Raw genomic sequence first — 26339 nt, 5'->3', positions numbered from 1 at the left:
AGATACAGGACCCTATTCCACGTGTCAAGCCGGGAATCTTTCGTACCCCTTGGGCGATTGACGCGCGGCAACTCGGGGTGTCATAAGAACCCCCTCCTTACAGGCGCCTCCATTCGGAATGTCTACTCCCTCATCGAAGACGTTGAGCCCGGCCGAGCTTGCGAAGCTGGAGCACGCGTTCGCTTCCGACCCTTCCTCTGACGCTTACAAGCCACTGGCCGAGGCCTATCTCGCCGCGAGCCGCTTCATGGAAGCGATGGTTGTCTGCAAGAAAGGGGTGAAGGCACACCCCGATCGTGCGGAGCCTCGCCTCCTGCTCGCTCGCGTGTACTCGGAGCAGGGCAAGGACAAGAAGGCCCTGGAAGAGGTGCTCGGCGCCCTCCAGGTGCAGCCCACCGACAAGGCCTCCCTGCGGATGGCCGGTGTGCTTCAGCTCAAGACCGGTGAGGCCGATGCCGGCAAGGCCAACCTCCTCAAGGCCTATGAGGCGGATCCCGCTGACGCCGAGACGCTCGCGGCGATGCAGCAGTACAAGGTTCCGGTGCCCCAGGCCGCCGCGCCCGCGCCCGCTCCGGTGGCCCCCGCGCCCGCCCCGGTGGCTGCTGCTCCTGCGCCGGTGGCTGCTGCTCCCGCTCCGGTGGCTGCTGCCCCCGAGCCCGCGGCTCCCGCTCCTGCGACCCGCCGGGCCCCGGTGGCCGCGGACGATGACGACGCGCCGCGTCCCAAGGCTCGTGCCGAGCAGCCCGCGCGCTCCGCGGCCCGCCGCCCGCCGGTGGTCGTCGATGAGGACGATGACGTCGACACCGACGACGATGACGCGCCTCGCAAGCCGCGCAAGAAGGGCGCCGGCAACAGCAAGTTCATCACGCTCGGCCTGCTGATCGCGGTCCCCATCATCCTGGGCGGCTACTTCGTCCAGGGGCGCATGGCCGCGCAGCGCAACCGGGAGATCAAGAAGCAGCTCGAGGCCGCCACCGAGCAGCTCAAGCACGACTCCTTCGACTCCTACAAGAAGGCGTGCGAGGCGGCTGACAAGGCGCTTGAGGTGGATCCGGACTCCACCGCCGCGCACGGCTACCTGGCCTACGCCTACGCCATCCGTTGGGGCGAGCACGGCGGTGGCGACGACGCGCGCAACAAGGCCGAGGAGCATCTGAACGCCGCCAAGAAGAGCGGGGAGATCAGCTCGCACCTGTATGCCGCCGAGGCCCTCTTCAAGACGTACGGTGGCAAGGGCAAGGATGCGCTCACCGAGCTCGAGACGCACGTCAAGACCTTCGACGAGCAGGGCAAGCGCAGCTCGCTGCTGTACCTGACGCTCGGCCTCATCCAGATGAACGCGGGCGACATGGATCGCGCCAAGGACAACCTGGAGAAGGCCCAGGCCCTGGCGCCGGACGACCCGCGCATCTACGCCGCGCTCGGCGCCGTGTACCGCCGGCTCGGCCAGGACGCCATCGCCTGGAAGAACTACGACTTCGCGCTGCGCTACGAGAAGGACCACCCCGAGTCCCTGCTCGGCAAGTCCCTGCTGATGCTGGAGCAGGACGAGCCCAACTTCGGGCTGGCGGCGCAGATGATCAAGAAGCTCGTGGACGCCCAGCCGCCCCCGTCGCCGCGCCAGCTCGCCGCGGCGTACCTGGCGCGCTCGCTGCTCATCTCGCGCGTGGTCGCGAGCATGGACAAGCTCAAGCCCGAGGAGCAGACGCGGCTCGTGGAGGCCACCGGTGTGCCCGCCGACAAGGAGAAGGCGGCCCAGGAGCTGAAGAAGGCCGAGGAGACGGGCTTCGCGCTGGACAAGAAGAGCCCCGAGCTGTCGCTCATCAAGGGCCGCCGGCTGCTGTCGGAGAACAAGTACGACGAGGCCGCCACGGAGATCCGCAAGGCCATCCAGATCGACGCCACGCGCGCTCAGCTCTACGTCGAGCTGGCCAAGGCCCTCATGGGCAAGCAGGGCGGCGAGAAGGAGGCCGCCGAGGCGCTCGTCACCGCCCTCAAGACCATGGGCGACAGCCCCAAGCTGCTCACCATGCTGGGCAACGCGTACCGCCGTCAGAACAAGCTCGACGACGCGCTGTCCGCGTACCAGCGCTCGGTGAAGGACGCCAACGCGAAGAACCCCGAGGCCCGTCTGGCCATGGGCTCCATCTACCGCGAGCGCTCGGACTGGGCGAAGGCGCAGGATGCGTTGGAGAAGGCGAGCACCGAGTTCATCGGTCAGCCGGACCGGGCCGCCGCCGCGCTGCTCGAGCTGGCGCGCGTCTTCGAGGGCAAGGGCGACGCCGCCAAGGCCGACGAGACGTACCAGAAGGCGCTCAACGCTGATGAGAACTACGCCCCGGCCTACTACTTCTACGCGGCGTTCCTCTCGAAGGACAAGAAGCAGGCCGACAAGGTCAAGGCGCTGGCGAAGGAGTACATCAGTCGCGAGCCCAAGGGCGAGTACGTGGCCCAGGCCCAGGCGCTGTAGCCGGGCTGCCGTTTCCAACAAGCAGTGCTGATTGCGACGGGCGCGGGGAGATTCCAAATCCCGCGCCCGTTTGCTTGAAGTGGCGCTCCCCTGTGTGTAAGGGGAGGGGCGTTTTCCACCCCAGGCGGAGTCGTCATCCGCCTCTAACCGCGTCAGCCGCCAGCCTGTCGCGCCTTGGGGAGTTCCGCGTGAGCGCGCGTGCCGTGAGTGAGTCGAGCTTCGCTTCGGATCTGCTGTCTCTTACCAAGCCGAGGCTGTCGGGGTTGGTGCTCGCCACCACCGCGGGCGGCATGTGGTTGGCTCCTGGCGAGCTGACGGTGCCCGGCATCCTGGTGACGCTGCTGGCCACCTCCGGCCTGGTGGGCTCCGCCAACGCCCTCAACTGCTACTGGGAGCGGCACAGCGATCGCTTCATGGCGCGCACCCGCAACCGCCCGCTGCCCTCGGGGCGCATGGAGCCGTCGGTGGCGCTGGCCTTCGGGCTGGGGCTGGCGGCCCTCTCACTGCCGGCGCTCGCGCTGGGCGCCAACCTGCTCACCGCGGGGCTCGGCCTGCTGGCGCTGCTCAGCTACGTGCTCGCGTACACGCCGCTCAAGGCGCGCTCCTCCACCGCCATGCTGGTGGGTGCGGTGCCCGGCGCGCTGCCTCCGCTCATGGGCTGGACGGCCGTCACCAATCAGATCGACGCGGGCGGCTACGTCCTCTTCGCCATCCTCTTCCTCTGGCAGATCCCCCACTTCATCGCCATCGCCCTGTTCCGTAAGGACGAGTACGCGGCGGCCGGCCTTAAGTCCGTGCCGATTGAGCGGGGGGATGACTCCAGCCGGCTGCAGATCGTCCTGTACCTGGTGGCCCTGGTGCCCATGACGCTGCTGCCCTTCCAGCTGCACATCGCCGGCGCCTGGTATCTGGCGGCCGCGGTGGTGCTGGGCCTGTCCTTCCTCGGGCTGGGCGCCATGGGACTCTTCCGGCAGTTGGGAAGGACCTGGGCGCGTCAGACGTTCCTGTTCAGCCTGCTGTACCTGGCCGGCCTCTTCGCCGCGCTGATGCTCGACAGCGGGGGACACGGTTGATTCGAGGATGTCCACGGTTCTGACGGCTCTCCCTTCCCTGGCGGGCCGCGCCCCGATGCCACTGCTCCAGCTCGACGGACTTACCCGCCGCTTCAAGGAGCGGGTGGCCCTCGAGGGTCTGAGCCTCACGGTGGGCAGTGGTGAAATCGTCGGGCTGCTCGGCCCCAATGGGGCAGGCAAGTCCACCACCTTCCAGTTGCTTGCCGGCCTGCTCGCCCCGGACTCCGGGCGCGTGCTGTTCGAGGGCAAGCCCCTGTCGCTCCATGATCCGGCCCTGCGTCGGCGCATGGGCATCATCTTCCAGCGCGGCAGCCTGGATGACCTGATGAGCGCGCGGGAGAACCTGATGCTTGGCGCCCGGCTGTATGGGCTGACGGGCGAGCGGGCTCACGAGCGCGTGGAGCGGATGCTCCGTCTCATCGGGCTCCAGGACCGTGGCGACGAGCGTGTCTCCACCTGGTCCGGCGGCATGCGCCGACGGCTGGAGCTGGCACGCGCCCTGGTGCACCAGCCGCGAATCGTCCTCATGGACGAGCCCTCCCAGGGGCTCGACGAGGCCGCCTTCCGCTCCTTCTGGGCACACCTGCGGTCCCTGCGCGACGCCGAGGGCCTCACCGTGCTCCTCACCACCCACCGCGCCGACGAGGCGGAGATGTGTGACCGGCTCGCGGTGCTGGACTCTGGTCGGTTGGTGGCCACCGACACACCGGCGGCCCTGGCTGCGCGGGTAGGGGGGGACATTGTGACCCTGGAGGCCCAGGAGCCCGAGTCCCTCGCGGCTGAGCTGCGCACGCGGCTGGGGTTGGAGGCGCGCGTGGTGGAGGGGCGGGTCCAGGTGGAAGTGGAGCAGGGGCATGCGCTGGTGCCCCGGCTGGTGGAGGCCTTTCCGGCTGGCCGGTTCGCCTCGGTGTCCCTGCGCCGTCCCACGCTTGCGGACGTGTTCCTCCAGCTGACCGGCCGAGTCCTCGGCACGGACCAACCCGCGGCCGAGCCCGCTCGTAGGAGTCGCCGTCGATGAACGCCCACGCCACCACCGCTCCCGAGACCTCCGGCGAGCCTCGGACAGACCTGGCTGTCGTGGACTCCCGCGCCTCCCGCGCGGAGGAGCGGACCCCTAGCGCGCTGGCGTTGCAGTGGGCCACCGTGCGCGTGCTGCTCGTGCGCGACGTGGTGCGCTTCTTCCGCCAGCCCAGCCGGATCGTCGGCGCGCTCGCCCAGCCCATCCTCTTCTGGTTTGTCATCGGCGCGGGCTTCGCCGGCTCCTTCCGCGTCGACGGCGCGCAGGGGATGGACTACCAGCGCTTCTCCTTTCCGGGCGTCGTCACCATGGTGGTGCTCTTCAGCGCCATCTTCGCCACCATCTCCGTCATTGAGGACCGGCGCGAGGGCTTCCTCCAGTCGGTGCTGGCCGGGCCGGGCTCGCGCCTGGCGGTGGTGCTGGGCAAGGCGCTGGGTTCCTCGGCCATCGCGCTGCTGCAGGCCTCGCTCTTCCTCCTCTTTGCCCCGCTCGCCGGAGTGAAGGCCGCCACCCTGGATGTGCCGCTGCTGGTCGCGGTGATGCTGCTGTCCGCGCTGGCCCTGACCGGCATGGGGATCGCCCTCGCCTGGTGGGTGCGCTCCACCGCCGGCTATCACGCGGTGATGAGCATTGTCCTGCTGCCCATGTGGGTGCTCTCCGGAGCCATGTTCCCCCTCAAGGGCGCCGGGCCCCTGCTGGCCTGGGTCATGCGCTTCAACCCCATGCGCTTCTCCGTGGAGGGCATCCGCCGCGCGCTCTACGGCGCCGAGGCCTCGCTCGCCGTGGGCACCTCCTCTTCGGGCGCGGGCCTCGAGGTGCCGGTGCTGCTCGTCTTCGCCACCGTCTTCCTGGGGCTCGCTGCCTTCAGCGTCAGCCGCCGGGAATAGCCGGAATGGCAGTTCTCGCGGTGGCTTCAGGATCTACTTTTTTGTTACGACTCAAGGGCTTGTTTCATCTCGCCGCTGGTGCACAGCCCGATAAGGGCCGGCGGCACGAGGGAGTGTTGACATGAAGCTGCGTACGCTGAGCGTCGCGGTGCTGGGTGTGGTGGGGCTTGCCGCTCTGCCGGCATGCAAAAAGGACGAGGCGCCTTCGGCCCCTGTTTCCCAGTCTCCTGCGCGGGACAAGGGTACGGCGAAGAGCGAGGCTCCAGCGGCGGAGTCCGCCCCCCAGCCTGTCACCGGAGGAGGCACCGTCCGAGGTGCCGTCACCTTCAAGGGTGTGGTGCCCACACCGGCCGCCATTGCGCCCAGTGAAGATCCCGCCTGTGACGGCATGCCGCTGACGGACCAGTCTCTCCGGGTGAAGGACGGCAAGCTGGAGAACGTCCTCGTGCGCGTGCGTGGCTTGGTGCCTCACTCGCGTCCGGCGCAGCCCGCCATCATCGATCAGCAGAAGTGCACCTACACCCCGCGGGTGCAGGGCGTCGCCGTGGGCCAGCCCATCCTCATCAAGAACAGCGATGGCACCTTGCACAACGCGCGTGCGCTCGCTGGGACGAAGTCCATCTTCAACGTGGCCCAGCCTCCGAATGGCAAGGCTGTGCAGCGCCCCCTGCCCGCCGATGCAGAGGTGGTCCGCCTCAAGTGTGACATCCACCCGTGGATGTCTGCCTCGGTGGTGGTGAACCCGAACCCGTACTTCGCCACCTCCGACGCGGGCGGGGCCTTCTCCATCGAGCACCTGCCCGCCGGCACGTACACCCTCGAGGCCTGGCACGAGACGCTGGGGATCCGCACGGCCGAGGTCACCGTGAAGGAGGGCGAGACTGTGACCGCCTCCTTCGAGTTCTCCTCTGTGGACACCAAGAGCATTGCCTCGGGTGGTCTGAAGTAGAGTCCCGAGGGGCGTGGAACTCGTCCCCTCCAGCGATGCGCGGAGCTCCGTCGCCCGGGTGCGCGGGCTGTACCTGCGTGCCCTTGGGCTCATCTTCGTCCTCGCCTTCGCCTCCCTCTTGCCCCAGCTCGTTGTGCTGCTGGGGCCTCGGGGCCTGAGTCCCGCCACGGAGCTGCTCGACTCCGTGCGCCAGGTGCTTCCCGGCCCCGAGCGCTACGTCCGTCTGCCGACGCTGCTGTGGTGGTTGGGGGCAGGGGAGGGCGCCCTCCGCGGTGTGGGGCTCGCGGGCCTCGTTTGTGGCGCGCTGCTTGTCGCGAACGTGGCTCCGCGCCTGGCCCTCGTGGGCGCCTGGGTCTGCTACCTCTCACTCGCCTCCGTGGGCGATGTCTTCCTCGGCTACCAGTGGGATGTGTTGCTGCTCGAGGCCGCGCTCGTCTCGCTCCCCCTCACTCCGGGACACCTGCTGCCTCGTGGCGCCTCGCCCTCGCCTCCGCTGGGAGCCATCTTCCTGCCGCGGCTGCTCCTCTTCCGGCTGATGCTCATGTCCGGAGTGGTGAAGCTCGTCAGCGGAGACCCTACGTGGCGGGACTTCACCGCGCTCCAGTACCACTACTGGACGCAGCCCCTGCCCAACCCCATCGCCTGGTTCGTCCACCTCCTTCCCCCTGTTCTCCATCGCGCCAGCGTCGGGGCGATGCTCGTCATCGAGCTGGTGGTTCCCTTTTTCATCTTCGGGCCCAGGCGTCTGCGGCTCGGGGCGGTCGGTCTGCTCGCCGCCTTGCAACTCGGCATCCTCCTCACGGGGAACTACGGCTTCTTCAACCTCCTCACGCTTGTGCTCTGCCTCTCCGTTCTCGATGACGGAGTGCTTGCGCGCTGGCGCACCGGTGCTCCGCCTCCCGTTGCCTCGGACTGGCCTCGCCGGCGGTCCGGGTGGGGCGCGGTGGCCCTCGTGCTGTTCATCGGGGCCTATGCCGTTCTCGGGTTCTCGAGGGATCTCCAGCGCCTCACCCGTCAGCCGCCGCCGGGCGTGCTCGAAACGGTGGAAGACGCCATCGAGGGCTTCCGGAGCATCAACACCTACGGCCTGTTCGCGGTGATGACCACCGAGCGTCGGGAGATTGTCCTCGAGGGGAGCGCCGACGGGCAGACGTGGAAGGAGTACCTCCTGCCGTACCGCCCAGGCCGCGTGGACGAGGCTCCTCGCTTCGTGGCTCCCCATCAGCCTCGGTTGGACTGGCAGATGTGGTTCGCCTCGCTCTCCTCCTGTCGGAACAACCCGTGGCTCATCCGTCTCCAAGAAGGGGTGCTGCGCGGCGAACCCCACGCGAGGCGCCTCTTCGCGGAGGAGCCGTTTCCCGAGGCGCCGCCCCGCTACGTGCGCACGCGCTTCTTCGACTACCGCTTCACGGACTGGGACACGCGGCGCGCCACTGGTGACTGGTGGACGCGCCAGGAGCTGGGGCCCTACTGCCCGCCCCTTACGCTTGAGAACGGGCAGCTACGGGCGGTGCCTTGACCGAGGCGGGACCCTCGCGCAGCAGGGTGAATCCTACGCGGGCGCCTCCTTCCGGACGGTTCTCCGCGAAGGTCTCTCCGCCATGGGCTCGGGCAATCCGCTGCACCAGCGCGAGCCCCAGCCCCAGCGAGCCTGCCTCGCGGGCCTCGCCGCCCCGATCCTTCCGGTAGAAGGGCTCGAAGATGCGAGTCTCCTCGCCCGGCAGCAGCCCTGGGCCCTGGTCGTCCACGCAGAAGGCGAGCTGTCCGTTGCGCTCGAGGAGGCGCAGGGCCTCCACTCGCTGGCCGTGCTTGCGCGCGTTGTCCAGCAGGTTGGCCAGTGCGCGTCCCAGCAGCGTGGCGTCTCCCACCAGCTTGGTGTCGGGCACCTCCACCACGAGTGCCTCCGCCGGCAGCCCCGTCCGCTCCAGTGCTCGCGCACCCAGGTCCTTCCCGTCCAGCTCGCGAGGCGCCAGCTGTCCGAAGTCCAGCCGCGAGCTCGCCAGCAGCTCACCGACCAGCGCGTCCAGCTCCACCACCTCGCGCTCCATCTGGTCCGCCGTGCGCTCCGAGCCTCCGGCATCGCGCATCAACTCCACGAGGACACGCAGGTGCGCCAGCGGCGTGCGCAGCTCGTGAGACACCGCGGCCAGCAGCTCGCGCTGATCCGCCATCTGCCGCTCGATGCGCGCGGCCATCTCGTTGAAGGCATCGGCCAGCACGGACATCTCCCCGGTGGCGTGGCGGCCCAGCTGCACGCGCGTGTCCAGCTTGCCCTTGCCGAGCTCCTGCGCGGCTCGCGCCAGCGTCTCCAGGGGGCGAGACAGCCGCCGGGCGAGCCACCCCGAGGCCATCCACAGCGAGGCTCCGGCCAGCACCAGCATCATCGGCCCACGCCAGGGCTGCCGGGCGCGGATGTGTCCATAACAGGCCCGTGCGGTGCCGAGCCTCACGCCTTCGCGCTCCACTGTCACGGAGAGCTCTGTGTGAGGAGGACAGGGAGGACCCGTGCGCATCAGCAGCGCTCCCGAGGCGTCCCGTAGCTCCACGTCGACGTCCAGGTCCCTGGCCACCGAGTGCACGAGGGCGTCCCTTCGCGCGGGCTCATCCCACGTCTCGGCGAGGCGATTGCTGACGAAGGTGCGCGCGCGCTCCGCCTCCTGGCGCCAGCCGGGACCGCCCACCAGGCTCATCATCGTGCCCACCACCAGGCCGGTGATGAAGATGGACACGCCGAACCAGAGGAAGAGCCTGCGGTGCAGCCTCGCGCGGATGAACCACCCCAGCCGACTCATGCGAAAGCGTGGGTGCCGGCCGTGATACCGCTCATGGTGGTGGCGGTGGCGCTGCTCCCATTCCTTGCGTCTCATGGGCCCTCTTTGGAGAAGAGGTAGCCCACCCCGCGCACCGTCTTGATGAGGCGCGAGCCCTCGTCGCCCAGCTTCTGTCGAAGATGGGAGATGTGCACGTCCACGGTGCGCTCGCCCACCACGGTGTCGCCACGGCCCGCCTCGCCGAGCAGCGCGTCGCGCGGAATGACACGCCCGGCCCGTCGCACCAGCGCCACCAGGAGATCGAACTCAAGCCCGGTGAGCTCCACCAGCTTGCCGCCCATGCGCACCTCCCGGGCGGACACGTCGATGGAGACTCCGCTGGACTCTAGCTTCTCGGCCACGGCCGCGGGCTGGGCGCGCCGCAGCACGGCCCTCAACCGCGCGAGCAGCTCGCGGGGGCTGAAGGGCTTGGCCAGGTAGTCATCCGCGCCGAGCTCCAGTCCCACCACCCGGTCCGTCTCGTCGCCACGTGCGGTGAGCATGATGACGGGGAGGGTGCTCTTCGCGCGGATGCGCCGGCACACCTCGAGCCCGTCCATGCCCGGCATCATCACGTCCAGCAGCACGGCGTCATAGGTGCTGGCCTCCAGCGCGGCCAGCCCTCGTCCTCCATCGGGTGCGTGGGTGACGGTGATGCCGTTCTGCCCGAGGTACTGCGCGAGCAGTTCGTACATCCGAGTGTCATCGTCGATGAGGAGGACGCGGGTGGCCATGGGCGAGTGCTGACTCTAACGCGGCTCAGGGGTGGGTGCCTGCGCCTGAGTCGCTGGATGTGCCCACGGCGCAGCGTTGTCGTTGACGTGGGAGTCGCGAAAGTGCCCGTGACGGCACGCGTGCCCGGGGCCGTGGTGGCGCCAGCGGTAGAGGCTCGCGAAGCCCGAGGCGTAGCCAGTGACGGTACCCAGGGCCAACAGGAAGATGAGCGCGCGGCGGCGGATCATGATGGGGTCCTTTCTTGTCCGGTGTTCAGGGCCGCTCAGTAGGAGCGGGCGCCGCGCCAACCCCCGCAGCCTCTGCCGTAGCCGCGATAGCCGTAGCCCCAGCCGTGCTCGAGCATGTCCGCCAGCTCGCGCCGCTGCTTGGGATCCAACGCCTCGTGGATCTTCGACAGCGAGGTGCGCAACGTCCGGCGCAGGTTGGCCACGAGCTCCTCGTGCCGGGCGTCCAGCTCGGTCAAGGCGGCGGAGTCGAACGTCTCACTGCGCAGCGAACGGGCCACGGCGGCGCGGGTGGCACTCAGCTCATCGCGCATCTTCTCGAAGGCCTCGGTGAGATCGTCCGCGGCCTGGACGATGACCTTCTCCTGGCCGGGCGAGGTGTCCAGGCGCTCGAACAGCCCGCGCATCCGGCCACGCCAGCTCCAGCGACCGGGGCCTCCGTGACGGTGATGCCAACGGCCACGGCGCAGGGTGTAGAAGAGACCGGCCAGGCAGGCGGTACCAAAGACAAATCCAAACATGTGCTGCTCCTTCCGTGAGCGGCCGAGCAGTCAGGGCCCGGCATCCATCGGTTGGTGCAGAAGGTACGGGGGGGGTGTGAAGCGCGCGCCCAGTACTTATGAAGAAGTGTGAAGGTCCCCGAGGAATGTGAGGAATGGGGGAGGCATGTGGATCGTTACCTCTCCCAACTACCCTGGAGTTCAGGGTGGGGTTTGTCAGTCCGTAGAAGCAGAACGCAGAAAGCAGGGATGTACATGGCAACTGGTACCGTGAAGTGGTTCAACGACGCGAAGGGCTTCGGCTTCATCGCGCCGGACGCGGGTGGCGAGGATGTCTTCTGCCACCACTCCGCCATCAACATGGATGGCTTCCGCTCCCTGGCCGAGGGTCAGAAGGTGGAATACGAAGTGACGCGCGGCCCTAAGGGCCTGCAGGCGCAGAACGTGCGTCCCGCCAGCTAAGCACTTTGAGCGCCATGGCCTTCGGGCCTGGCCCTTCGCGCCCGCTCTTCCCTTCGAGGGGGGAGCGGGCGTTTCCATTGCGGGGTTCGTCCCGTTCTTCCCTCCTTACCTTGTCCGGCAAAGGACAACGCGACGCCAGCGTCCGCGAAGGAGACGAGATGGGCGACACCAGCGTGAAGAAGGTCGACTCGCAGTTCTCCCCCAAGGGGGAGATGGGGCAGAAGTACCTGGCCGGAGGTATCCGGGTCTCCATGCGCCTGTGGGAGAACGAGCAGCCCGCCGAGCCGCTGCCCGCCACCGTGCGTGACTACGAGACCGTCGGCTACGTCATCAAGGGCCGCGCCGAGCTGCACCTGGAGGGACAGGTGCTGCTGCTCAATCCAGGAGACTCGTGGCTCGTGCCGAGGGGCGCCAGCCACACGTACAAGATTCTCGAGCCCTTCACCGCGGTGGAGGCCACCAGTCCGCCGGCGGCCGTGCACGGGCGCGACGAGAAGAGCCGCGAGCAGGCCAAGGCCTGAGAGAACAAGCGCGTGGGGAAGGGGAGTGGGCCCTCCTGGATTCGAACCAGGGACCAATCGGTTATGAGCCGACAGCTCTGACCGCTGAGCTAAGGGCCCTCGAACCACGCCAGCCCGGCGCCGAGGCACCGTGCTGACCGGGAAGTATCGCGCACCCCGCGCGCGCGCAAGGGGGCGCCCACCGTGATGCTCAGCGCCACACCCGCCAGAGGGTACCCTCACCGTCCAGGCGCACCCCTTCGGCCTTCAGCCGCCGGGCCTGCTCCACCGCCACGGCGGGTGCCAACGTCCCGTCCGCGCGGATGACGCGCCACCAGGGCACGTTCTCCAGCGTCTTCAGCTCCCTCCCCACCCCCCGCGCCGCCCCTGGCCTCCCCGCGTAGAGGGCCACCTGGGAGTAGGAGCGCACTTCTCCCCGGGGGATGGCTCGCACCGCTCGGCGCACGGCCTCGGGGAAGGGGAGGGGTTTGGGTGGGTCCCCCGGCTTCTTCCTCTCCGGTTTCTTCTCCGTCCTGCTCGCGGTCTTCCGCTTCGCCGGCATGAGGCCTCCCCTTTCGCTCACGAAAAAGCCCCCGGTCCACGGTGGGAACGGGGGCTTCTTCCTACTTCACCTGGGCTGGCTGACGGAGCGACCCACTGGGGCGGATACCCTCACCCCGACCCTCTCCCAGGGGGAGAGGGAGGGATGGGTGCTCAGCTCTCCACGAAGGAGCGCAGACGCTTGGAGCGGCTCGGGTGGCGCAGCTTGCGCAACGCCTTGGCCTCGATCTGACGGATGCGCTCGCGCGTCACCTCGAAGTCCTGGCCCACCTCTTCCAGCGTGTGGTCGCTCTTCTCGCCGATGCCGAAGCGCATGCGCAGCACCTTCTCCTCGCGCGGCGTGAGCGTGGCCAGCACCTTCCGCGTCTGCTCGGCCAGGTTCATGTTGATGACCGCGTCCGACGGCGACACCAGGCTCTTGTCCTCGATGAAGTCGCCCAGGTGGCTGTCCTCTTCCTCGCCGATCGGCGTCTCCAGGGAGATGGGCTCCTTGGCGATCTTCAGCACCTTGCGCACCTTGTCGAGCGGCAGCTCCATCTTCTCCGCGATCTCCTCAGGCGTCGGCTCGCGGCCGATCTCCTGCACGAGGTAGCGGCTGGTGCGGATGAGCTTGTTGATCGTCTCGATCATGTGCACCGGGATGCGGATGGTGCGGGCCTGGTCCGCGATGGCGCGCGTGATCGCCTGGCGGATCCACCACGTGGCGTACGTCGAGAACTTGTAGCCGCGCTTGTACTCGAACTTGTCCACCGCCTTCATCAGGCCGATGTTGCCCTCCTGGATGAGGTCCAGGAACTGCAGGCCGCGGTTCGTGTACTTCTTCGCGATCGACACCACCAGACGCAGGTTGGCCTCGACCAGCTCGGTCTTGGCGCGCTCCGCACGGCGCTCACCCAGGCGGATGGCGTCGTAGTTGCGGCGCAGCTCCTCCACCTCGAGGTTGGCCTCCTCCTCCACGCGCTTGATGTTGCGCGTGGACGTGCGCACGTCGCGCTCCAGCGCCTCGAGCTGCTCGGAGGTGATGTTGAGCTTGCGCTGCGCCTTCTTCATGGCCTCGGGGTCTTCCTTGGCCTCGCGCAGCAGCTCGCGCAGCGTGTCCATGGGCACGCCGTAGCGGCGCTCGATGTCGCGCAGCTCCGCCTCCGCCTTCTCCACGCGCTCGATGAGCCCCTTGAGGTTGGCGACGATGCGGTCCACCTGCTTCTTGTTGAGCCGCATCTCCTCCAGGACCTCCATCATCTTGGTCCGGAGATCCTTCACCTCCTGCTTGAGCTCCTTCTTGCGCACATCGGTGAGCTTCTTCTTGCCGGCGAGCTCCGCGTCCAGCGCCTCGCAGTCCTTGGCGAACTTGCGGATGCGCTCGATCTGCTTGTTGATCTGCTCGATCTTGTTGAGCTCGCTCTGGGCCAGCTGCTGCGGCTGAGCCTCGCCCTCGGCGCCTTCCTCGGCGACCTCGGCCTCGGCCTCCTCGCCCTCACCCTGGGCCTCCTCGGGCGCGTCCTTGATGACGTCGCGCACGCGCAGCTTGCCGTTCTTCAGCTTGTTGCCGATGTCGAGGATCTCCACCATGGCCACGCGGCAGGCCAGGAGCGCGCGCAGGACTTCCTTCTCGCCCTCTTCAATGCGCTTGGCGATCTCCACCTCGCCCTCGCGGGTGAGGAGGCTCACGCTGCCCATCTTGCGCAGGTACAGGCGCACCGGATCGTTGGACTTGCCACCCGGCTCGTCGTCCTCGTCCTTCTCGTCGTCGTCGGCCTCGGCGCGCTCTTCCTCCACCGCGACCGTGGGCTTGATCTCCGTGTTCTGGGCGGCCTTCTGCGCGTCGACGATCTCGATGTCGTTGTCGCCGAACATGCTCATCACGTCGTCGATCTGATCCGACGACACGATGTCCGCAGGCAGGGCGTCATTGACCTCGTCATAGGTGAGGAAGCCCTTCTCGCGGCCGGCGGCCAGGAGATCCTTGACCTCCTTGCGGTCCGCGATGGGCTCCTCATCCACCTCGTCCTCCACCGCGTCCGGATCGACCTCGACCGCGGCAGCCGCCTCCTCCGCGGCCTCCTCGGGATCGATGTCGCCGTCATCCACCTGAGTCACGGCCTTGCGCTTCTTGAGCGCCTCGGTGGCCTTCTCAGCGGCGGCGGTCTTCTCGCTCCGCTCGGCCTTGTCCGCCTTCTTCGCGGCGGCAGGGGCGGCGCTGGCTTCGGCGCTCTCAGTTCCCTTGGCCGAGGCTTCCTCCGGGGACTTCTTCTTCTTACGGATCTCCGGGGCCACCTTCTTCTTGGGCTTGACGGCCACCTTCGAGGAGGGCTTCTGCGTCGGCATTCGGGTACTTCTCCTTAGAAAAACAGGGGCTTGGCCTGGAGCGAGCCGGCCGATCTATCGCAAAGTAGAGGATTCTTACAAACGCGAACTCAAACCGGTTGCATTGGTGCCTTTGTTCCCGGGGGAGGCGGGCGAATTTCCTCTTCCACGCGTTTCTTCAGGGCGAGCAATTCGATGCGCTGAGCAAGCAGGCGTCGAGTCTCCTCGGAAAGGTCGTGGGCGCCGGCCGTCTGACGGGTGGCGCGCTCGATGTAGGAGAGCTGCTCGCGGATGCGGCGGAGGATGAGGTTGCGGCAGACGAGGAGGAAGGTGTGCTCGAGGGCGGAGCCGCCCTCGGGCAGCTGGCGCCAGGCGCCCTCCAGGGCCCGTTTGACGGTGTCGTGGGCCTCGAAGAGGGCGTCCTCGGTGCCGTGGCCGGCGGTGGCGTGGGCGAGGGCCAGGCGCAGGCCGGGGTGGGACAGCTCGTCGCAGACGCGGAAGGCATCACGGGCCACCAGCCGGGGCTCGCGCAGGGCGGCGGCTACGTACAGGGCCTCCAGCGCGTCCGGGGGCTTTACGGGGGCCTGACGGGGCGCGGGGGCACCCTGGGGGGCTGCTCCCCGGGCGGCCGACTGACCGGGGCGGCCCTGGCCCTGTGTGGGGACCTGGCCCGGCTTGGGCACGGGCTTCACCGGCGGGGGCGCCTTGCTGCGCAGGGAGGCCTCCAACTCGGCCGCGGGCAGGCCGCACCAGACGCTCAGCGCGGAGAAGAAAGCCGAGCGCACCAGCCCCACCGGGAGCTGTGCCGACACGGGCTTGAGCCGCTCCAGCGCGGCCATCTTCTCCTCGAAGCTGGCCTCCTTCCCCTGGGGGAGGAGGGTGAGGAAGACGTGGTTGGTGAGGGGCCGAGCCTCGGTGAGCAGCCGCTCCAGGCCCGCGCTGCCCTCGCGGCGGATGAAGGTGTCCGGGTCGTCGCCCTGGGGCAGCAGGGCCACCTTGGCGGCTGCTCCCGCGGCGAGCAAGGGGCCAGCCAGGCGCTCCACGGCGGCGAGGCCCGCCTGGTCTCCATCCAGCAGGAGGAAGAGCTCACGGGCCTCGGCGCGGCCGAGCACCTTGAGGTGGCCCGGGGTGAGGGCGGTGGAGCAGAGCGCCACCGTGTGCTTCACCCCCTCCTGGTGCAGGGCGATGCAGTCGAAGTAGCCCTCCACGAGGACGGCGGCCTTGCGGCGGCGGATCTCATCGCGTGCCTGGTCCATGCCGAAGAGCGTCTCGCTCTTGTTGTAGAGCCGGGACTCGCGGGAGTTGAGGTACTTGGGGCCCTCCTCCGCGTCCACCAGTCGGCCGCCGAAGGCGATGGGGCGACCCTCGGGGGCGCGGATGGGGATGATGAGGCGGCTGCGGAAGAAGTCGAAGTAGCCGTCGCCCTTCTGACGCTTGGAGATGAGGCCCGCGTTGAGGCCCCAGTCGATCATCCCCGCCTTGCCGAGCTTGTCCGCCAGCGAGGTCCACGCCGCCGGGGCCCAGCCCAGCCCAAAGGTCCGGGCGGTCTCCTCGGAGATGCCACGGCTCTCGAGGTAGGCGCGGGCGCGGCGTCCTTCCTCCTCCCACAGCAGGGCGCGGAAGTGCTCGGCCGCCAGGTCGGTGACTTCCTTGAGTTGCTGCCGTTCCCGGGCGCCTGGATCCTGCGCCGCCTCCAGGTCCACCCCCACCTCACGGGCCAGATCACGCACCGCGTCGAGGAAGGTCTTTCCCAGGTAGCGCTGGACGAAGGACACGGCGTCGCCGCTGGCCCGGCAGCCATGGCAGAAATAGAAGCGCTTTTCCGGGACGACGTAGAAGGAGGGGGTCTTCTCCTGGTGGAACGGGCAGCGGCCCTTGAACTCGCGCCCGGCCTTCTTGAGCTCCACGTAGCGCGAGACGAGCCCCACCAGGTCCACCCGCTCGAGGACTTCCTGGATTTTGTGCTCGGGGATCATGAGAGCCACCCCCTCCGCCCGGCGTAGCCGGACCCCCATGGTCCGCGCACCGACCCCAGCGGACGAGTATGGGTCGTACCCCTGACATGCGCAGTACACCCGCACGGAGGACGGCCGATGTAGGTGCGGTTCGAGGCGGCGATGTGGAGATGGAGGGCCATTGCGGCACGTCGGAGCTACCCGGGAAAGCGGGTAGGAAGACGACCGGACTACCCTTAATGGCCGATCTGCAGCCGGGCAAGTTCTCGAAGAACCCGCCCGGCGCCGTTCAAGGCCGGAAACCCGGGACTGCTACAGCTTGGACAGCTGGTTCTTCACTTCCTCGGAGATGGCGCGGCCCTCGGCGCGGCCCTGCAGCTTGGGCGTGAGGAGCTTCATCACCGCACCCATGTCCTTGGCGCTCTTGGCGCCCGCCTGGGTGATGGCGGCCTGCACCTCGGCGCGGAGCTCGTCCGGGCTGAGCTGCTTGGGCAGGTAGTTCTGGAGGACGGAGATCTCCGCTTCCTCCTTCTCGGCCAGCTCGGGGCGGCCGCCGGTCTTGTACTGCTCGATGGAGTCACGGCGCTGCTTGATGAGGGTGCCGATGACCTGAAGGATGGCGGCCTCGTCGAGAGGGCCGGTGGCGCCAGGCTCCACTTCCTTGTACTTGATGGCGCTCTTGAGCATCCGCAGGACGCTGGTGTTCAGCTCGTTCTTCGACCGCATCGCGTCCTTGAGGTCGGCATCGATGCGCTCTCTGACGGTGGCCATACAGGGCTCCAGAATGTGTGGGAAGGGTGCTACACGGACGGGAGCCAGGGCGCTGAACTGACGCGACCCCAGCTCCCAGTCGGGGCGGCTAGTACGTCTTGCGCGCCTTCTTCACCGCGCGCTTCTTGGCCGCGAGAGCCTTCTTCTTCCGCTTCACGGAAGGCTTCTCGTAGTGCTCGCGCTTGCGGATCTCGGAGAGGATTCCAGCCTTCTCGGTGGCCTTCTTGAAGCGCTTGAGAGCGCTCTCGATGGACTCGCCGTCCTTGACTCGAATGCCGGGCATTGACTGTCACCTCCTTCCGCGTGCCTAGAAATGTAGGGGGCGCCGATATGACGCAGCGGGCATGAAAACGCAAGGATGCCCTCAGAAAAGGATGTAACGGGTGGGCTAAAGTGGACCCTCCGTGAGCCCCGCACTTCTCCTCGTCCTGCTGTTATCGGCCGGCCAGCATGGTGGCCAGGGAGCGGTTGGTTGTTGGAGGTCCTGCCAGCAGCATGTGAAGGATCAGGCCCTTCGCACCCGAGTCTGCCAGTCGTGCGTCACCTCGGGCCGCGCCGATTCCTGGCTCTTGGAGCTGGGGCGGGTGAAGCCCGGTCCCTCGTCCCAAGCAGCGCTGCGCTCGGCGTTGACGGACCCGGAATGGCGGGTGCGGTGGGGGGCGCTGCGAGCTCAGGCGAAGGCGCAGGGGCTCGTTGAACGCCGTGTGCTGGCGGACTGGGTGGCTGAGGCTCCGGCCAAGGACGAGGTGCTCGCCTGCCTCACCGCCGCACGGGTTGCCGCCGAGGAGGGCCAATCCACGGCCTCCTTCTTGAAGGACGCAGGGGCGAAGGGCGGGGCGGCGGCCGCACGTGTCTGGGCACGCCGGGCGGCCGTCCGAGACGCCTTGGAGGTGGAGGTCTACGCGCAGGAGGCCTCCCTCCGGGGCGAGGCGCTCATTCACCTCTCCACCTTCCTGGGTCAATCGCCCGCCCGGGTGCTGCTGAGGGCCATGGCCCAACGCCCCGACTCCGGTGACGAGACTGCTGCCTCCGCACTCTTCCGAGTCGCCGAGAAGCAGGGTGGGTCCGTGGGGCGGATGCTGGTGTTGGAGGCGAAACCACCGGATCGGGTCCTCATCAATCGGCTGTTCGCCATCTACTCCCAACAGCTGGAGCTGCTGCGTAAGGGGCTCACCTCTCTCGACGTCACGGAGCGTCGCGCCACCGTGCAGTCGCTGCGGTCCTACGGCCCGCTGGCGCAGCGCGAGCTGGAGCGAGCCTTGGGAGACTCGGACGGCTCCGTACGCCGCTTGGCCGCCCGGGGGCTCGCCGAGTCCGAGGGGCTGTCGCTGATGGAGGCCGCGGGCCAACGCATCCGTGCGGACGGAATCCCCTTGGCCACCCAGCGCGTGTGGTTGGAGGTAGCCGCCGCCGACAAGGCCTGTGAGCCTTTCCTCCTGGAGGTGGCGAATGACACGCGGCTCCTCGCGGGCGCGCGGGGCGAGGCGGTCGCGTGGCTCTCCGAGTGCGAGGGCCGTGCCCCATCCCGCTTCCAGGTGCTGTCCGCTTTCCTGAAGGACGCGCAGCCGCTGGTGCGGGCCGGGGCGGTGCGGGCGCTCGCCAGGCCGCGCTCGACGGAGGGAGATGCCGCTGTGGGCGCCGCGCTCGGGGACCCTGCGCCGGAGGTGGTGGCCGCGGCACTCGGCGTGGTGGGTCAGCAACGCCAGCGGGTGCAGGGGGAGACCGCGGTGGCCCTGCTCGACTCTCCGCACTCGCAGGTGCGCGAGGCCGCCGTCCGGGCGCTGGAGCAGCTTGGGCGCGCCCAAGACGTGAAGCCCCTCGCCCAGACGCTGCGGCAAGACAGCGTGGCCTCGGTGCGGGTGGCTGCGGCGGAGGCGCTGAGCACCTTGGGTGGACCCTTCGCCGCCTCCGCACTCAGTGAGGCCCTGGCCAAGGATCCCGACTCCCATGTCCAGCACGTGGCGCGCCGGGGGCTGGTGCGGTTGGGGTTCAGACCTCCCTGAGCGACCGCTCGGTTCCCTTGCGGACGTCTTAGGTGTGTCAGTATGGTTCGAGGTCTGGAGAGGTGGTTATGAAGATTACACGAGCCATCGTTATCGAGCCGGGGGCCACCGGGCGTCGCAAGCTGAAGGAGGGCCTGGAGAAGGCAGGACTCGAGGTGTCCGCCGTGGCGGGGTGGGAGGAGGAGCCGGGTCGGGCCCAGGTGGTGGTTCTGGGGCCCTCGGTGGAGCGGGCGGCGCAGGTGGCGCGAGCGGTGCGCAAGCAGTTGCCTCAGGCGCTCGTGCTGTTGGCGCAGGAATCGCCTGGGAAGGCTGGCTTCGCGGATGGGGTCCTTCCTCTTCCTGTCTCCGCCAAGGATTTGAGGGTGCGCCTGCCCGAACTGGTGAAGCTGCGGACGCTCTCGCGCGGCACGCCGGTGCGCAAGAGGAGGGCCGCGCCCGCTTCCGAGCCGGTGCGTGCCTCGGGCGAGGGGCTGTTGGATCCGCTCACCCAGTTCTACGTCTTCGCGCACTTCAAGGACTTCGTCTTCGTCGAGGTGAAGCGCTCACGGCGCCACGGCCTGCCCCTGGCGATCGCGCTGGTGGCCTTCGATCCCCTTCCGGTGAAGGTGCAGCGCGAGCTGCGCGAGCAACTCCACGGAGGACTGGCGCTCGCCATCCGGCGCTCGCTGCGGGACACAGACTTCCCGGTGCAGTACTCGGCGGACCACGTGCTGCTGCTGCTGCCGCACACGGACCTGGCCGGGGCCCACACCGTGGCGCGCCGCGTCTGCGAGCGCGTGGCCCGCTCAAGCCTCTCCTTCGATGATCAGCTTCTCCGCCCCACGGTGTCCGTGGGCCTGGCGGCACTCGTTCCGGGGCGGGAGGTGTCCTTTGCCGACCTCGTGCGTCAGGCGCGCAGCTCGCTGGATATGGCCCAGGAGGCTGGCGGCAACCGCGTGGAGATGCTCGCGGAGACGCCGGGGTTGGAGTTCGAGGGGACTTGAGCCCTATGGGCCGCTGATGGCCTTGCCGTCCACGCGGTTCCGGCCGGCTCGCTTCGCGCGGTACAGATACTTGTCCGCCGCGGAGATCAGATCCTCGGCCTGCGCGAAGTCCGAGTCATGCAGCGTGGCCACGCCCAGGCTGATGGTCACCTTGATGGGCGTGCCGCTGAAGATGAAGTCCGTGCGGTCCACCGCCAGGCGGCAGCGCTCGGCGCAGGACAGGGCCTGCTCCTCACCGGACTCGCGCAGCATGAGGGCGAACTCCTCGCCTCCGTAGCGCGCGAACAGATCTTCCGTGCGGATGGTGTCGCTCACCCGCTGGGCGATGCGTGTCAGCACGTAGTCGCCGGCTGGGTGCCCGTACACGTCGTTGATCTTCTTGAAGTAATCCACGTCGAACATCACCAGGGACATGGGCTCCCGGTGGCGCAGGCAGTACGCGAACTCCTTGCGCAGCGTCTCCATGAAGTACTTCTTGTTGTACAGGCGCGTCAGGCCGTCGCGCGTGGCCGACTCGTAGATGCTGCGCTGGTAGGCCTCTTCCAGCTGATCCTGGATGGAGAACTTCAGGACCGTGTTGGAGCCAATCTGGATCTTATCGCCGTCGTAGAGCGGCGCGGCGCTCACCTTCACCCCGTTGAGGAACGTGCCGTTGGTGCTGCCCAGGTCCACCAACTGGAAGCGACCGTCGCCGAGCGACACCACCTTCGCGTGCTTGCGCGAGATGCCATCGTCCTCGACCTGGAACTGCGCCTCGACGCTGCGGCCGAGCACGGACTCAGACCGGTCCAGCTTGAACATCCGACCAATGCCGGATGCGGACTTCGCGCTGATGACGATGAGGTACGCGCTCTGCTGCTGAGGTGCGGCTGACCCCAGCAGGTCCGAAATCGAATGGACGGCGGTCTTCTCGTCGGACATCGTGCCCCCCATCTTATGGGTCGAGGATTGTTACCAGCAAGCAGGCCTCGAGCCGGACGCCCAGGGATGGTCGCTCTTAACGCGCGCGCCTCGACTTTTTAGCCGGTGTCTCCTGAACAGCAGGCGCCCGCTCGGTCATCTCCCCGACAGTTGGCGTCTGGATGAAACGAGCCAACGTCTCCCTGTCCCGGTAGTAGGCAATGCCCTGCATCAGCTTCACCAGCGCGGCCGAGGGCGTCATGTCGCCCCCGCTCAAGGCGCCCTCCGCGAGCGCCGCTGCCCCGGACTCATAGAGCGTGAGGTCCACCCCGTTGCGGTAGGCCTGGCTCACCACCACGACGGGCACTTCGCGCTCGCGGGCCTCGCGGAAGAGCGGCAGGAGCGAGCGGCCGAGGGTGGTGTCGATAGGGTAGTTCCCGGCGCCATAGGCCTCTACCACCAGCCCGCGCACGTGGGGCAGCAGGGCCAGGGGCAACGCAGGGTCCAGCCCCGGAAACACCTTGAGGAGGAAGACGCGCGACTCCAACTTCTCACGTAGGCGGAAGGGCCCCTTTTGTCGCAGACCCGGAGCGAAAGTTGCATCCACTCCCAGTGTCCCCAACAATGGGAAGTTGGGGCTCTCGAAGGCGTCGTACTCGGACACCTTCACCTTGCGGGTGCGGTTGCCGCGGTAGAGGTGGGAGTCGAAGCAGATGCTCACCTCGGGCGGGCCTTGGAGGGCGGAGAGCACCGAGTCGATCAAATTCAGCCGCGCGTCCGTGCGGATTTCACCCAGGGGCCGCTGCGAGCCCGTCATCACCACCGGCTTGGGCAGCCCTGGCAGCATGAAGGAGAGGGCGCTCGCGGTGTGGGCAAGCGTGTCCGTGCCGTGCGTCACCACCGCGCCGTCGAAGTCCGGCAGCCGGCGGTAGAGGTGATCGGCCAGTCGGCTCCACAGCTCTGGCTGCATCTCCGAGCTGTCCAGGTTGGAGAAGAGCTCCAGCTCGATGTCGGCGAGCGCGAAGAGCTCGGGGCAGCGGGCCTTGAGGGTCTTGAAGAAGGCCGCGGGGCGCAGCGCGGACGGCCGGCCACCGGCCATCCCCAGCGTACCGCCGGTGTGTAGCAGGAGGATTCTGGGCATATCGAGGGGCACCTCCCTGGCAGAGCCGGGGTTGCTTTACAAGCCCCGCGCGCATCGCTAAGACCGACTCGTGCTCCCCGACCGTCGCAACCGTGTCCTCCTCGCGCTTACCCTGGCGCTGACGGGTCTCGCCTGCTCCAAGAACTCCGAGGCGGCCAGCCCCCCCGCCCAGCCGACCGCGCCGAAGCCCGCTGCTCCGGCTCCGGCTCAGCCGCCCGCGGCTGCGCCCTCCTCGGGAGCCTCCGCCCTGACGGGCATCCCGGGCATGGACTTCTCTGCGCTGCCGCCCGCCGCACAGCGCGAGCTGTCCACTGTCTTCACGGATGAGTTCTGTTACTGCGGCTGCCCCCACACCCTGGGGCAGTGCCTCAAGGGACACACCGGGTGCCAGCACGCCAAGCGCATGGCTCGGCTCGCCGCCCGTCAGGCCGTCGCCGGAGTGCCTGCCTCGGACATCATCGTCGCCCTCTCCGAGTACTACTCGGCCTTCCGCGCGCCTCGGAAGACGTTCGACGTGGATCCGCGCATGTGCATGGGCGACGCCAAGGCTCCGGTGACGCTGGTGGAGTTCTCCGACTTCGAGTGCCCCTACTGCGGCAAGGCCCGCCCGGTGCTCGAGTCCTTCGCGAAGAAGAACCCCAGTAAGCTGCGCTTCTGCAACGTCCCGTTCCCGCTCCCCATACACCCCAACGCGGTGCCCGCGGGCCAGGCCGTCCTCTGGGCGCGGGACCAGGGCAAGTTCTGGGAGATGCACGACGCCCTCTTCGAGAACGCGCAGAACCTGTCCCAGGCCTCCATCGTGGCGCTTGCCAACAAGATTGGGCTGAAGGGCGCGGAGCTGCAGAAGGCGCTGCAGGCTGGCACCTACGCGAAGGAGCTGGAGAAGTACAAGTCGATGGGCAACGCGGCGAACATCCGCGGCACGCCCAGCCTCTTCTTCAACGGCCGGTACTTCGACCTACAGATGGGCCTCACCGAGGAGACGCTCAACCACACCCTGGACGACGAACTCGAGTGGCGCGCCAACCGCAACGCGTGGGCCGCTGACTGACGGTGTCATGAGCCAGCGCTTCCGCATCGACGGCACTCAACTCGTCCCCGACGAACGGCCGGGGACGCAATCCCAGCAGCCGCCAGCGCTGGCGGGCCGCACAGGCTCGTACGTGCTGCAGCCCACCTCGCCGGACCTGCTCGTCTTCTCGCGCTCTCCGGCCGAGGGGGGCTCGCTTCCCACCCCGCGCGTGGTGCTCTCCGGCGACGCGGCGGGCTTTCCGGTCTCGGACCTCATCGCCTTTCTCAGCCAGGCGCGCTGGAGCGGCATTGTCCGCGTGCATGCGCCCGGCGGCGAGCGCTCGGTCATCCTGCGCGAGGGCGAGGTGCGCGGGGCCACCTCAGACGTGGCGGCGGACCGGCTCGGCGAGGTGCTCGTTCGGTTGGGCTACCTGGATCGTCCTCAGCTCGAGGCGGTGCTGCGTGAGCACCCACCCTCCAAGATTGGCCGCGCCCTGGTGGAGCGGGGCCTGCTCCAGGCGCACGACTTGTTCAAGTGCGTCACCCACCAGGTGAGTGAGATCTTCCACGCCATCGTCCTGTGCCGCGAGGGCAGTTTCTTCCTCGTCGACCAGCCGGTGGAGGACAAGCTCGGCCACAACATCCAGCTGTCCACGCAGAGCCTGCTGATGGACAGCATCCGGAAGATCGACGAGCTGGCGCACTTCCGCAAACGCATCCCCCACAGCCGCCTCTACGTGCTCAAGAAGGGCATGACGAACGCGAAGCTGGAGCCGGACGAGGACAAGGTCCTGGCCCTGGTGGATGGCCGTCGCACGCTTCTGGACCTCGGGCAGGCGGCCCGGCTGTCCGAGTTCGACGTCACCAAGGTCGTCTACGGCCTGCTGGAGGGTGGCTTCGTGCAGCTCTCCGACAAGCCGCTGGGCGGCACGGCGCAGTCCCTCTCCGGCCTTCCGGCGGTGCGCCCCAAGACCTTCATGGGCATTCCCGTGGTGCGTCCGTCCTCCACGGGCATCCCCACGGTGCGGCACTCGCAGTCCGGGCTGCGTGCCATCACCACGCCGCCGGTGCCGCCCCCGGTGGTGGATGTGCGCGACGTGGTGCGCGTCTTCAACCGCATCTTCCGGGAGATCGCCTCCGAGGTGTCCAAGCAAGGCCTGGCGCGCGAGTTCATCGCCTCGGCCAATGCCGCGCTCTCGGGACAGGCATTGTCCTCGTCGCCGGTGCTGACGGGACTGGCCTTCGCTCCGGACGGGAGTCTTCCAGACGCGAAGCTGCTGGAGGCCTACGACCAGAACCGCGTCATGCTGGGCCCGGAGCCGCTGGTGGCCTTCCGGCAGGCGCTCAGCGACGTGATGTTCTTCCTCCTCTTCCAAGCGGGGGAGCTGCTCGAGTCGCGCGCGGACGAGGACCTCGCTCGGCGCGTGAAGGACATGCTCGCCGCGCTCGGCGGGTCCTGACATGAGCACCGAACGACCCCGGCTGACGGAGGGTGTGCCGGGCTGCGGTGGCGCCTTCAAGCTCGTCCCCGAGGACTTCGAGGTGGAGGAGCTGCCCGCCTACGAGCCCTCGGGAGAGGGCGAGCACCTCTACCTCTGGGTGGAGAAGCGCGGCCGGGACACCCGTGAGGTGGTGCGGGCCCTGGCCACTGCGCTGGGCGTGGACGAGGGCGAGGTGGGTGTGGCGGGGATGAAGGACCGGCAGGCCATTACCCGGCAGCTCCTCTCCGTGCCTGCGCGGGCCGAGGCGCGCGTCGCGGATTTCGCCCTGGAGGGCGTGCGCGTGCTGTGGACGCGGCGCCATGGCAACAAGCTGCGCACCGGGCACCTCAAGGGGAACCGCTTCCGGCTGCGCCTGAGGGGCGTGAAGGACGTGGGCGCCGCGCGCGAGAGCTTCTCCCGACTGAGCGCGGAGGGCGTGCCCAACTACTTCGGCGACCAGCGCTTCGGGCGCGAGGGCGACAACGCGAATTTCGGCCGACTGTTGGTGCTGGGTCAGCGGCTGCCGCGCCGCCCCGACAAGTTCCAGCGCAAGCTGTACCTGTCTGCCTTCCAGTCCCGCCTCTTCAACCAGGCCCTGGTGGAGCGGCTGCGCGCGGGCACCTTCGACAAGGCACTCCTCGGTGACGTGCTGCGCCGCGAGGACTCGGGGGGCCTCTTCGTCTGCGAGGCTCCTGAGGTGGATGCTCCCCGCGTGGCCGCCTTCGAGGTGAGCCCCTCCGGGCCCCTCTTCGGGCCGAAGATGACTGCGGCCGCCCACTCGGTGGCCGAGGCCGAGGCGAAGTTGCTCGCCGACGAGGGCGTGACGCTGGACGACTTCAAGCGCGGGGGCGACGAGACCCAGGGCGGGCGCAGGCCCTACCGGGTGCGGCTCGGGAACCCCTCGCTGGAGGTGGAAGGGGAGGACCTGCTGCTCACCTTCGAGCTGCCCAAGGGGGCCTACGCCACCGAGGTCCTCCACGAGCTGCTGAAGGACGGGTGAGGAAGCGACAGCGGGGCGCTGGCAAGGACTCCTGCCAGCCGCTCCGTGGAGCAAGCGATCAACCAGGCGCTCCCTGACGGGAATGACCCTGCTGATCAGGTTTCTGGCTCACATCGCTTCCTCTCAAGGAGAGACAACATGCCCAGGACCAGGCTCCTTCTGACCGGCCTCCTCGCTGGCGCCGTGGCGTTCGGTACCGCGTGCAAGTCGGACAGTGCCGCGCAGCGGGGTGAGTCCACGGATTCGACGCAGACGCAGACCCCGGCCGAGAACCAGGGCGGCACCACGCCCGGTTCCACCAGCCCCGGTGGCACGGGCGGCGCCGGCACCGAGGAGACCTCTCCCGACATCTATCAGGACTACTCGGTGCCCCAGGAGGACCGGGGGAGCACGGGCGGCTCCGGTTACGAGGATGCCGTGACCGACCCGGATGCCATCGATACGAGTGGCTCCAAGGGCGAGACGGGTGCCCAGGATGACCAGGGCACCGGCGGCTCTGGCGCGGAGGAAGACAACTCCGCGACCCAGCAGGACCCGCAGTAACCCAACGGATGCCGGAGAACGGAGTCGAGCAGGTTCTCCGGCATCCTTGGTTGTGGAG

The 26339-nt window shown here is 68.5% G+C and carries 25 protein-coding genes and 1 tRNA gene; 14 read left to right on the top strand and 12 right to left on the bottom strand.

The window, feature by feature from the left end:
* The first annotated feature begins 118 nt into the window (after window positions 1-118).
* The 6 genes from F0U60_RS38105 (at window position 119) to F0U60_RS38080 (ending at window position 7916) form a co-directional block, all read left to right on the top strand.
* Entirely contained in the window at window positions 119-2470 is a 2352-nt protein-coding gene (locus F0U60_RS38105; RefSeq protein WP_395807015.1) for a tetratricopeptide repeat protein, read from the top strand.
* A gap of 188 nt (window positions 2471-2658) precedes the next feature.
* A complete protein-coding gene (cyoE, locus tag F0U60_RS38100) occupies window positions 2659-3543 on the top strand; it encodes a heme o synthase (RefSeq protein ID WP_395807013.1) in 885 nt (294 codons plus the stop codon).
* A 7-nt stretch (window positions 3544-3550) separates the two neighbouring features.
* The gene (locus F0U60_RS38095; protein ID WP_395807011.1) at window positions 3551-4561 is read left to right on the top strand and encodes an ATP-binding cassette domain-containing protein; all 1011 of its coding nucleotides are present in this window, start codon (window positions 3551-3553) and stop codon (window positions 4559-4561) included.
* On the top strand, window positions 4558-5448 hold the full coding sequence (locus tag F0U60_RS38090) for an ABC transporter permease (RefSeq protein ID WP_395807008.1): 891 nt from the start codon (window positions 4558-4560) through the stop codon (window positions 5446-5448). Before F0U60_RS38095 ends, F0U60_RS38090 begins: the two co-directional genes overlap by 4 nt.
* Before the next feature lie 121 nt (window positions 5449-5569).
* Window positions 5570-6397 carry a carboxypeptidase regulatory-like domain-containing protein gene (locus tag F0U60_RS38085; protein WP_395807006.1) on the top strand — a complete coding sequence of 276 codons (828 nt, stop codon included), beginning with the start codon at window positions 5570-5572 and terminating at the stop codon, window positions 6395-6397.
* Window positions 6398-6410: 13 nt separating this feature from the next.
* A complete protein-coding gene (locus tag F0U60_RS38080) occupies window positions 6411-7916 on the top strand; it encodes a lipase maturation factor family protein (protein WP_395807004.1) in 1506 nt (501 codons plus the stop codon).
* Here the strand turns inward: F0U60_RS38080 and F0U60_RS38075 are convergent.
* From F0U60_RS38075 to F0U60_RS38060, 4 genes are read right to left on the bottom strand one after another with little or no spacing between them, the layout of a single operon-like run.
* Window positions 7879-9264, bottom strand: coding sequence for an ATP-binding protein (locus F0U60_RS38075; protein ID WP_395807002.1), 1386 nt, complete (start codon window positions 9262-9264; stop codon window positions 7879-7881). The genes F0U60_RS38080 and F0U60_RS38075 overlap by 38 nt on opposite strands.
* The gene (locus tag F0U60_RS38070; RefSeq protein ID WP_395806999.1) at window positions 9261-9941 is read right to left on the bottom strand and encodes a response regulator transcription factor; all 681 of its coding nucleotides are present in this window, start codon (window positions 9939-9941) and stop codon (window positions 9261-9263) included. Before F0U60_RS38070 ends, F0U60_RS38075 begins: the two co-directional genes overlap by 4 nt.
* Window positions 9942-9956: 15 nt before the next feature.
* Window positions 9957-10169 carry a hypothetical protein gene (locus F0U60_RS38065; protein WP_395806997.1) on the bottom strand — a complete coding sequence of 71 codons (213 nt, stop codon included), beginning with the start codon at window positions 10167-10169 and terminating at the stop codon, window positions 9957-9959.
* 35 nt (window positions 10170-10204) lie between these two features.
* Window positions 10205-10687 carry a periplasmic heavy metal sensor gene (locus F0U60_RS38060; protein WP_395806995.1) on the bottom strand — a complete coding sequence of 161 codons (483 nt, stop codon included), beginning with the start codon at window positions 10685-10687 and terminating at the stop codon, window positions 10205-10207.
* Window positions 10688-10921: 234 nt separating this feature from the next.
* Here F0U60_RS38060 and F0U60_RS38055 point away from each other — a divergent pair, with 234 nt between their 5' ends.
* Together F0U60_RS38055 and F0U60_RS38050 are read left to right on the top strand one after the other, a co-directional pair.
* Window positions 10922-11128, top strand: coding sequence for a cold-shock protein (locus F0U60_RS38055; RefSeq protein WP_108073985.1), 207 nt, complete (start codon window positions 10922-10924; stop codon window positions 11126-11128).
* 158 nt (window positions 11129-11286) lie between these two features.
* Window positions 11287-11649 (top strand): cupin domain-containing protein, encoded by a 363-nt coding sequence (locus F0U60_RS38050; protein WP_395806992.1) that lies wholly within the window; start codon window positions 11287-11289, stop codon window positions 11647-11649.
* Between the two features lie 26 nt (window positions 11650-11675).
* On the opposite strand, the gene F0U60_RS38045 is transcribed toward F0U60_RS38050, so the two are convergent.
* From F0U60_RS38045 to rpsU, 6 genes are all read right to left on the bottom strand, one after another.
* Window positions 11676-11748, bottom strand: a tRNA-Ile gene (locus tag F0U60_RS38045).
* 91 nt (window positions 11749-11839) lie between these two features.
* On the bottom strand, window positions 11840-12190 hold the full coding sequence (locus tag F0U60_RS38040; protein ID WP_395806990.1) for an MGMT family protein: 351 nt from the start codon (window positions 12188-12190) through the stop codon (window positions 11840-11842).
* A 152-nt stretch (window positions 12191-12342) separates the two neighbouring features.
* The gene (gene rpoD, locus F0U60_RS38035) at window positions 12343-14514 is read right to left on the bottom strand and encodes an RNA polymerase sigma factor RpoD (RefSeq protein WP_395806988.1); all 2172 of its coding nucleotides are present in this window, start codon (window positions 14512-14514) and stop codon (window positions 12343-12345) included.
* Window positions 14515-14603: 89 nt separating this feature from the next.
* Window positions 14604-16469, bottom strand: a complete 1866-nt coding sequence (dnaG, locus tag F0U60_RS38030) for a DNA primase (RefSeq protein WP_395806986.1) — start codon at window positions 16467-16469, stop codon at window positions 14604-14606.
* A gap of 291 nt (window positions 16470-16760) precedes the next feature.
* Window positions 16761-17219, bottom strand: coding sequence for a GatB/YqeY domain-containing protein (locus tag F0U60_RS38025; protein ID WP_395806984.1), 459 nt, complete (start codon window positions 17217-17219; stop codon window positions 16761-16763).
* A gap of 88 nt (window positions 17220-17307) precedes the next feature.
* Entirely contained in the window at window positions 17308-17502 is a 195-nt protein-coding gene (gene rpsU, locus F0U60_RS38020; protein WP_002621505.1) for a 30S ribosomal protein S21, read from the bottom strand.
* Between the two features lie 121 nt (window positions 17503-17623).
* On the opposite strand from rpsU, the gene F0U60_RS38015 reads away from it, so the two are divergent.
* Together F0U60_RS38015 and F0U60_RS38010 are read left to right on the top strand one after the other, a co-directional pair.
* Entirely contained in the window at window positions 17624-19222 is a 1599-nt protein-coding gene (locus tag F0U60_RS38015) for a HEAT repeat domain-containing protein (RefSeq protein ID WP_395806981.1), read from the top strand.
* A gap of 68 nt (window positions 19223-19290) precedes the next feature.
* Entirely contained in the window at window positions 19291-20205 is a 915-nt protein-coding gene (locus tag F0U60_RS38010) for a GGDEF domain-containing protein (RefSeq protein WP_395806979.1), read from the top strand.
* Window positions 20206-20208: 3 nt separating this feature from the next.
* Here the strand turns inward: F0U60_RS38010 and F0U60_RS38005 are convergent, their stop codons facing one another.
* Together F0U60_RS38005 and F0U60_RS38000 are read right to left on the bottom strand one after the other, a co-directional pair.
* The gene (locus F0U60_RS38005) at window positions 20209-21126 is read right to left on the bottom strand and encodes a diguanylate cyclase (RefSeq protein ID WP_395806977.1); all 918 of its coding nucleotides are present in this window, start codon (window positions 21124-21126) and stop codon (window positions 20209-20211) included.
* A gap of 76 nt (window positions 21127-21202) precedes the next feature.
* The gene (locus tag F0U60_RS38000) at window positions 21203-22246 is read right to left on the bottom strand and encodes an asparaginase (protein WP_395806975.1); all 1044 of its coding nucleotides are present in this window, start codon (window positions 22244-22246) and stop codon (window positions 21203-21205) included.
* Between the two features lie 70 nt (window positions 22247-22316).
* Between F0U60_RS38000 and F0U60_RS37995 the strand changes: the two genes are divergently transcribed.
* The 4 genes from F0U60_RS37995 (at window position 22317) to F0U60_RS37980 (ending at window position 26281) form a co-directional block, all read left to right on the top strand.
* Window positions 22317-23297: a DsbA family protein gene (locus tag F0U60_RS37995; RefSeq protein WP_395806973.1), complete on the top strand. Its 981-nt coding sequence runs from the start codon at window positions 22317-22319 to the stop codon at window positions 23295-23297.
* A gap of 7 nt (window positions 23298-23304) precedes the next feature.
* The gene (locus F0U60_RS37990) at window positions 23305-24717 is read left to right on the top strand and encodes a DUF4388 domain-containing protein (RefSeq protein WP_395806971.1); all 1413 of its coding nucleotides are present in this window, start codon (window positions 23305-23307) and stop codon (window positions 24715-24717) included.
* A gap of 1 nt (window position 24718) precedes the next feature.
* Window positions 24719-25738 carry a tRNA pseudouridine(13) synthase TruD gene (gene truD, locus F0U60_RS37985; RefSeq protein WP_395806969.1) on the top strand — a complete coding sequence of 340 codons (1020 nt, stop codon included), beginning with the start codon at window positions 24719-24721 and terminating at the stop codon, window positions 25736-25738.
* Window positions 25739-25876: 138 nt separating this feature from the next.
* Window positions 25877-26281: a hypothetical protein gene (locus tag F0U60_RS37980; RefSeq protein ID WP_395806967.1), complete on the top strand. Its 405-nt coding sequence runs from the start codon at window positions 25877-25879 to the stop codon at window positions 26279-26281.
* Window positions 26282-26339 lie beyond the last annotated feature (58 nt).

Origin of the sequence: Archangium minus (genome assembly GCF_044360475.1) — a bacterium.
In the GTDB taxonomy this organism is placed as follows: domain Bacteria; phylum Myxococcota; class Myxococcia; order Myxococcales; family Myxococcaceae; genus Archangium; species Archangium minus.
The sequence above is the reverse complement of the archived record's forward strand: the minus strand, read 5'-3'. Positions and strand labels throughout refer to the sequence as shown.

Bases quoted from the DNA above. Each gene is read 5' to 3' on its own strand.
- truD (WP_395806969.1), top strand. From the start codon at position 24,719: ATGAGCACCGAACGACCCCGGCTGACGGAGGGTGTGCCGGGCTGCGGT.
- F0U60_RS38090 (WP_395807008.1), top strand. From the start codon at position 4,558: ATGAACGCCCACGCCACCACCGCTCCCGAGACCTCCGGCGAGCCTCGG.
- F0U60_RS38055 (WP_108073985.1), top strand. From the start codon at position 10,922: ATGGCAACTGGTACCGTGAAGTGGTTCAACGACGCGAAGGGCTTCGGC.
- F0U60_RS38095 (WP_395807011.1), top strand. From the start codon at position 3,551: ATGTCCACGGTTCTGACGGCTCTCCCTTCCCTGGCGGGCCGCGCCCCG.
- F0U60_RS38085 (WP_395807006.1), top strand. From the start codon at position 5,570: ATGAAGCTGCGTACGCTGAGCGTCGCGGTGCTGGGTGTGGTGGGGCTT.
- rpoD (WP_395806988.1), bottom strand. From the start codon at position 14,514: ATGCCGACGCAGAAGCCCTCCTCGAAGGTGGCCGTCAAGCCCAAGAAG.
- F0U60_RS38050 (WP_395806992.1), top strand. From the start codon at position 11,287: ATGGGCGACACCAGCGTGAAGAAGGTCGACTCGCAGTTCTCCCCCAAG.
- F0U60_RS37990 (WP_395806971.1), top strand. From the start codon at position 23,305: ATGAGCCAGCGCTTCCGCATCGACGGCACTCAACTCGTCCCCGACGAA.
- F0U60_RS38040 (WP_395806990.1), bottom strand. From the start codon at position 12,190: ATGCCGGCGAAGCGGAAGACCGCGAGCAGGACGGAGAAGAAACCGGAG.
- F0U60_RS38070 (WP_395806999.1), bottom strand. From the start codon at position 9,941: ATGGCCACCCGCGTCCTCCTCATCGACGATGACACTCGGATGTACGAA.
- F0U60_RS38060 (WP_395806995.1), bottom strand. From the start codon at position 10,687: ATGTTTGGATTTGTCTTTGGTACCGCCTGCCTGGCCGGTCTCTTCTAC.
- F0U60_RS38105 (WP_395807015.1), top strand. From the start codon at position 119: ATGTCTACTCCCTCATCGAAGACGTTGAGCCCGGCCGAGCTTGCGAAG.
- F0U60_RS38010 (WP_395806979.1), top strand. From the start codon at position 19,291: ATGAAGATTACACGAGCCATCGTTATCGAGCCGGGGGCCACCGGGCGT.
- rpsU (WP_002621505.1), bottom strand. From the start codon at position 17,502: ATGCCCGGCATTCGAGTCAAGGACGGCGAGTCCATCGAGAGCGCTCTC.
- dnaG (WP_395806986.1), bottom strand. From the start codon at position 16,469: ATGATCCCCGAGCACAAAATCCAGGAAGTCCTCGAGCGGGTGGACCTG.
- F0U60_RS38000 (WP_395806975.1), bottom strand. From the start codon at position 22,246: ATGCCCAGAATCCTCCTGCTACACACCGGCGGTACGCTGGGGATGGCC.
- F0U60_RS38065 (WP_395806997.1), bottom strand. From the start codon at position 10,169: ATGATCCGCCGCCGCGCGCTCATCTTCCTGTTGGCCCTGGGTACCGTC.
- F0U60_RS37980 (WP_395806967.1), top strand. From the start codon at position 25,877: ATGCCCAGGACCAGGCTCCTTCTGACCGGCCTCCTCGCTGGCGCCGTG.
- F0U60_RS38025 (WP_395806984.1), bottom strand. From the start codon at position 17,219: ATGGCCACCGTCAGAGAGCGCATCGATGCCGACCTCAAGGACGCGATG.
- F0U60_RS38005 (WP_395806977.1), bottom strand. From the start codon at position 21,126: ATGTCCGACGAGAAGACCGCCGTCCATTCGATTTCGGACCTGCTGGGG.
- F0U60_RS38075 (WP_395807002.1), bottom strand. From the start codon at position 9,264: ATGAGACGCAAGGAATGGGAGCAGCGCCACCGCCACCACCATGAGCGG.